The sequence below is a fragment of the Acinetobacter lwoffii genome (assembly GCF_024129715.1).
GTDB lineage: Bacteria > Pseudomonadota > Gammaproteobacteria > Pseudomonadales > Moraxellaceae > Acinetobacter > Acinetobacter lwoffii_U.
The window spans coordinates 1-5,161 of record NZ_JAMXXM010000048.1 but is presented as its reverse complement, the minus strand read 5'-3'; the positions used below and the strand labels follow the sequence as shown (position 1 = coordinate 5,161).

Sequence of the window (5,161 nt, the reverse complement as noted above, 5' to 3'; positions counted from 1 at the left end):
CGTGCCATTGAAAAAATATAGAAATGAAAAGAGCTTAAAGGAGGATTTTAAGTATTTAAAACCAATTCTTCAAATGAGGACACGCCCTAGTAATTTTTTAGAAAGAAAGAGTTTAAGAGATGGTATTAGCACGAACTCTCAATTTCTAATTAAACGACAAGCTTTTGTATACGAATATGTGTCTAATAAATATTATGAGCTAAAATATTCAAAAATTACGTCAGATATTTTTTCTAGAACAAGAAAGTTTGTAGACGGAAAAATTGGAGATTTAGTACCATTATCAGCACAAAAATTTGCATCTGTTTATGAAAATTTAACGTCCGAAAATTCAGAGGATTGGTCAAATGCTGTTCATCGTTGTAGGCAAATATTTCAAGATACTGCTGATATGATTTATCCTGCTAGAGAGGATAAGACTATTAATTTAGACAATGGTAAAACTAAAATTATTAAATTAGGTGTGGATAATTATATAAATCGAATTATTGCATATGTTGAGGAGCAGTCAGACTCTAAAAGATTTGAGGAAATCGTTGGTTCACAGATGAAATATTTGGGCGAGCGGTTAGATGCTATTTTCAAAGCTGCTCAGAAAGGTTCTCATGATATTATTACTTCTAGGCAAGAAGCTGAGCGTTATGTTATTTACACATACTTGATAGTTGGAGATTTATTATCTTTGGTAGAGTTGCAAAAAACATTATCAATTTCAGATAAAGATTTTAGATAGCCGCTTAACTTACTGAATAACTAAAAATCCTCAGAATCTTTAATTTATTAAGATGAGTATTTCTCATCTTAAGCTGAATTTATATCGTTTTACTCACTTTCTTATTCACGTTTAAATACAGCCATTCAGAAATTTAGCTTTTTATAAAATTTTTAGGTGGCAATCTCCATGAGTACAGCATTTGAGTGTTCAATTAAACGTATCCGTTTTGATGAGAATTATACACCAGCAGAAAGCACACGTTTAACCACAAACTTTGCCAATTTGGCACGTGGGGAAAGCCGTGAAGAAAACTTGCGTCGTACCCTTGCGATGATCAACAACCGTTTTAATAGCTTGGCAACCGTTGATAACCCGAAAGGTGATCGCTATTCACTTGAGATTGACATCATTTCTGCTGAAATTGATATCGAAGGTAATGGTCAAACTTTCCCATTTATTGAAACACTGAAAAGTGTAGTGATTGACCATAAAACAGGGGAGCGTATTGAAGGCATGATCGGCAATAGCTTCTCATCTTATGTGCGTGATTACGACTTCAGCGTAGTATTGCCTCAATTGGGTTGTGGTGTAGGTGAAAAACCTGAAGATTTTGGAGATCTACATGGTAAATTGTATCAACATTTGGTGAATTCAGATGTATTTAAGGCAGAATTTACCAAGCCACCTGTGATTTGTTTAAGTGTTTCAACCTCTAAAACCTATTACCGTACGGCAAACGTACATCCTATTTTAGGTGAGGAATATACCAATGATGAATATTCACGTACCGATGAATATTTCGCCAAAATGGGCTTACGTGTACGTTACTTCAAACCAGAAGGTGGTAATGCACCATTAGCATTCTATTTCGCTGGCGACTTAGTCCGTGATTATACTGATTTTGAATTGATCAGCGCGATTGCAACCATGGAAAGCTTCCAAAAAATTTATCGTCCTGAAATTTACAACACCAACTCTCCGGCAGGTGTGGAGTATCAACCAAGCTTGAGCTATGGCGATTACTCACTGACACGTATCGTTTATGACCGTGTTGAACGTGGTGAGTTAGCGGTTAAGCAAGGTAAATGGACAGAAGAAAACTTCATCAAACCATATCAAGATATTTTAAATGAATGGGCAGCAAACTTTAAGGTCGAAACAGCTGCTTAAGACATCGAATTGACACACAGACTGACGAATTTTAGAGAAAGAAGATTAGACATGGCGCTTACACAACCGAAACTTTTACTCCCAACTTCAACTGCGGGTAGCTTGCCAAAACCGTCTTGGTTAGCTGAACCTGAAAAATTATGGTCTGCATGGAAGCTTGAAGGCGAAGAATTATTAGAAGCTAAACGTGATGCTTTGAAATTATCATTACATGAGCAAGTCACTGCAGGTATCGATATCGTGAGTGATGGTGAGCAAACCCGTCAGCACTTTGTAACCACGTTTATTGAACATCTTGAAGGTGTAGATTTCGAAAAGCGTGAAACCATGCGTATTCGTAATCGTTATGATGCAAGTGTACCTTCAGTTGTGGGTGAAGTTTCTCGTAAAAAAGCAGTGTTTGTAGACGATGCGAAATTTTTACGCAGCCAAACCAGTCAGCCAATTAAATGGGCGTTGCCTGGTCCAATGACCATGATTGATACACTTTTTGACGGACACTACAAGAGCCGTGAAAAACTGGCTTGGGAATTTGCCAAAATTTTGAACCAAGAAGCTTTAGAACTTGAAGCAGCAGGCGTAGACATTATTCAATTTGATGAACCTGCGTTTAACGTATTCTTTGATGAAGTGAATGACTGGGGTGTACCAACCTTAGAACGTGCACTTGAAGGTCTAAAATGTGAAACTGCAGTTCATATTTGCTATGGTTACGGCATTAAAGCCAATACAGATTGGAAACAAACTTTAGGTAATGAATGGCGTCAATACGAAGAGTCATTCCCGAAACTACAACAATCTAAGCTCGATATTATTTCACTTGAATGCCAAAACTCACGTGTACCAATGGATTTAATCGAATTGATCCGTGGTAAGAAAGTGATGGTGGGTGCAATTGATGTGGCAACCACTCAAGTGGAAACTGCAGAGGAAGTAGCAAATACGCTACGCAAAGCATTGCAATTTGTTGATGCAGATAAACTGTATCCTTCAACTAACTGTGGTATGACACCGCTATCTCGCCAAGTGGCACGTGGCAAACTTGAAGCTTTAAGCGCAGGTGCTGCCATTGTTCGTAAAGAGCTAGAAGCTTAATCAAACGTAGTCTCGTGCGAAGCAGAACAAATCATCGCAAGGTCATTTGTCCAGCTTTATGCACGAGCACGTGATATGTACATTTGAGATGAAAGAGATGATTGAAGCAACAGACTTTAGAAATGCAATGTCTTTACTCACCACAGCAGTGAATGTTATTACGACTGCGGGTGAAGCAGGTATGCATGGCTTTACCGCATCTGCCGTATGTAGCGTGACGGATACACCGCCAATGTTATTAGTCTGTATGAATCAATCCTCCCGTTCACATGCCCATTTTGTTGAAAATAAAGTCTTGGCTGTAAACGTACTAAGTACTCAGCATGAACAGCTTTCAAATGCTTTTGCTTCAAGTAAATTCAGCTCAGAAGATCGTTTCAAACTCGGTGATTGGAGTACGATGGAAACTGGTTCACCTATTTTGAAAGATGCCTTGGTCAGTTTTGACTGTGAGATTCAAGATATTCAGCAAGTCGGTACACACAGTGTTTTCATGTGTCGTGTTCTTAAAGTTCAACAAAGCGATCAAGAAGAAAGTCTGGTGTATTTTAACCGTGCTTATCATCAAGTGGGTCAGTTGGAACACGCTTAACTCAATGCCTTAATTCTTTTATCTTTTTAAAGTTAGTTTATTGTGGAACTTATAACCTTTTTAGTCATCGGCGCTTTTGCTGGTTTTGCAGCAGGGCTGTTTGGTGTCGGCGGTGGTACGATTATTGTACCACTGCTTTTTATTGTCTTTACTCAAATGGGTTATGACCCTGATGTTGTTATGCATCTCGCATTAGGTACATCTTTAGCAACAATCGTTGTCACTTCAATCAGCTCATTAATGGCACATCATAAAAATGGCGCTGTGCTATGGCCTGTATTTAAAAATCTAGCTCCACCAATGGCGATTGGTTGTTTTTTTGGGGCATGTATTGCTGGTTTGATATCAGGGTTACATCTACAAATCATTGTTGGCTTATTTCTGATTTGGGTCGCATATACGATGCTTACAGATGCTAAAACAGCAATTAATTCAACGCAAACTTTACCGTCGTCAGGTCAACAAGTTGCTGCTGGTAGTGTCATTGGGATTGCATCAGCAATTTTTGGAATAGGTGGTGGAAGTCTGACGGTTCCGTACCTGAATCGCTATGGTGTGGTCATGCAGAAGGCGGTTGGAACATCTGCGGCATGTGGATTCCCCATTGCTGTCGCTGGTGCATTAGGTTTTATTATTTTTGGTATAAATGCTGAGATTAATGTACCTAATACCATTGGTTACGTGCATATTTATGCATTTATTGGCATTAGCATCATGAGTTTCATTACGGCTAAGTTTGGTGCGAAGGCGGCACATGCTTTATCGCCAGCAATGTTAAAGAAATGCTTTGCAGTTTTATTGGTCATTGTAGCAAGCTTCTTCCTTGTGAAGGGATTAATTTAATATTGGACTTCGCATAAGAGATTTTATGCTAAATGTAATTTTAAAGGGCTTTGTTGCACAAAGATTTAAAAGACAACACTCTGCTCATTTGAACAGAATTCAAGTGACAACTTGGGTATGAGGACGACCTAATTCTGTAAATTTGTTCAATACGGCTATGCGTGCATGAATCTCATTCACCTGACTAGAAAAACTCCTTGCTGTTAATTTATCACCTAATAGTTTGATGCAATGCATCTTGGTTTCAACTAAACTTCGACGATGATAACCAGACCATTTTTTCCAAAGCGTTCTTCCTAAACGTTTAACTGTTTTCAGTAACTCATTCCGCTCTAAAGATCTCAATTTCTGATCTTTCCATGGGTTTGCATTTTTTCTTGGCGGAATGACCGCATGTGCATCTCGATCTAGAATGACTTGTCTGCAGTGCTTCGTGTCATAAGCACCATCGGTATAGACCGAATCAATTCGTTCATCTAAGGGAATTTGAGCAAGTAAATCACCGAGTACTTGCGAATCGCTCACATTATTTGTGGTAAGCTGTACTGCACGTATTTGCAAGGTTTCAGCATCGATGCCAATATGAAGCTTACGCCATTGGCGACGATATTCAGGTCCATGTTTCTTACGTTTCCACTCACCTTCACCTAGAAACTGAACCGTACCGGGTTTGTCGGAGAGTCAATATTCTGAGAGACTATCCCGATGACAAAATTAAAATATACCCCTGAAATCAGAGAAAGAGC

At 38.8% G+C, this 5,161-nt stretch carries 5 protein-coding genes and 1 pseudogene; 5 read left to right on the top strand and 1 reads right to left on the bottom strand.

From position 1 onward, the window contains the following. The 5 genes from NI462_RS14670 to NI462_RS14650 all read left to right on the top strand — a co-directional run. Window positions 1-733, top strand: a 733-nt coding sequence (locus NI462_RS14670; protein WP_253161201.1) for a hypothetical protein, incomplete at its 5' end; no start/stop codon positions are given. A 168-nt stretch (window positions 734-901) separates the two neighbouring features. Beyond that, the gene (locus NI462_RS14665; RefSeq protein ID WP_004647848.1) at window positions 902-1,885 is read left to right on the top strand and encodes a putative oxygenase MesX; all 984 of its coding nucleotides are present in this window, start codon (window positions 902-904) and stop codon (window positions 1,883-1,885) included. Window positions 1,886-1,936: 51 nt separating this feature from the next. Beyond that, window positions 1,937-2,980 (top strand): methionine synthase, encoded by a 1,044-nt coding sequence (locus tag NI462_RS14660; RefSeq protein ID WP_004281804.1) that lies wholly within the window; start codon window positions 1,937-1,939, stop codon window positions 2,978-2,980. A gap of 97 nt (window positions 2,981-3,077) precedes the next feature. Continuing rightward, entirely contained in the window at window positions 3,078-3,572 is a 495-nt protein-coding gene (locus NI462_RS14655) for a flavin reductase family protein (protein ID WP_253161202.1), read from the top strand. A gap of 42 nt (window positions 3,573-3,614) precedes the next feature. Continuing rightward, complete coding sequence (locus tag NI462_RS14650; RefSeq protein ID WP_253161199.1) at window positions 3,615-4,415, top strand: sulfite exporter TauE/SafE family protein; 801 nt, start codon at window positions 3,615-3,617, stop codon at window positions 4,413-4,415. A gap of 99 nt (window positions 4,416-4,514) precedes the next feature. Here NI462_RS14650 and NI462_RS14645 read toward each other — a convergent pair. Next, window positions 4,515-5,075 (bottom strand): annotated as a pseudogene (locus tag NI462_RS14645) (IS5 family transposase); the annotation flags it as partial. Window positions 5,076-5,161: the final 86 nt, after the last annotated feature.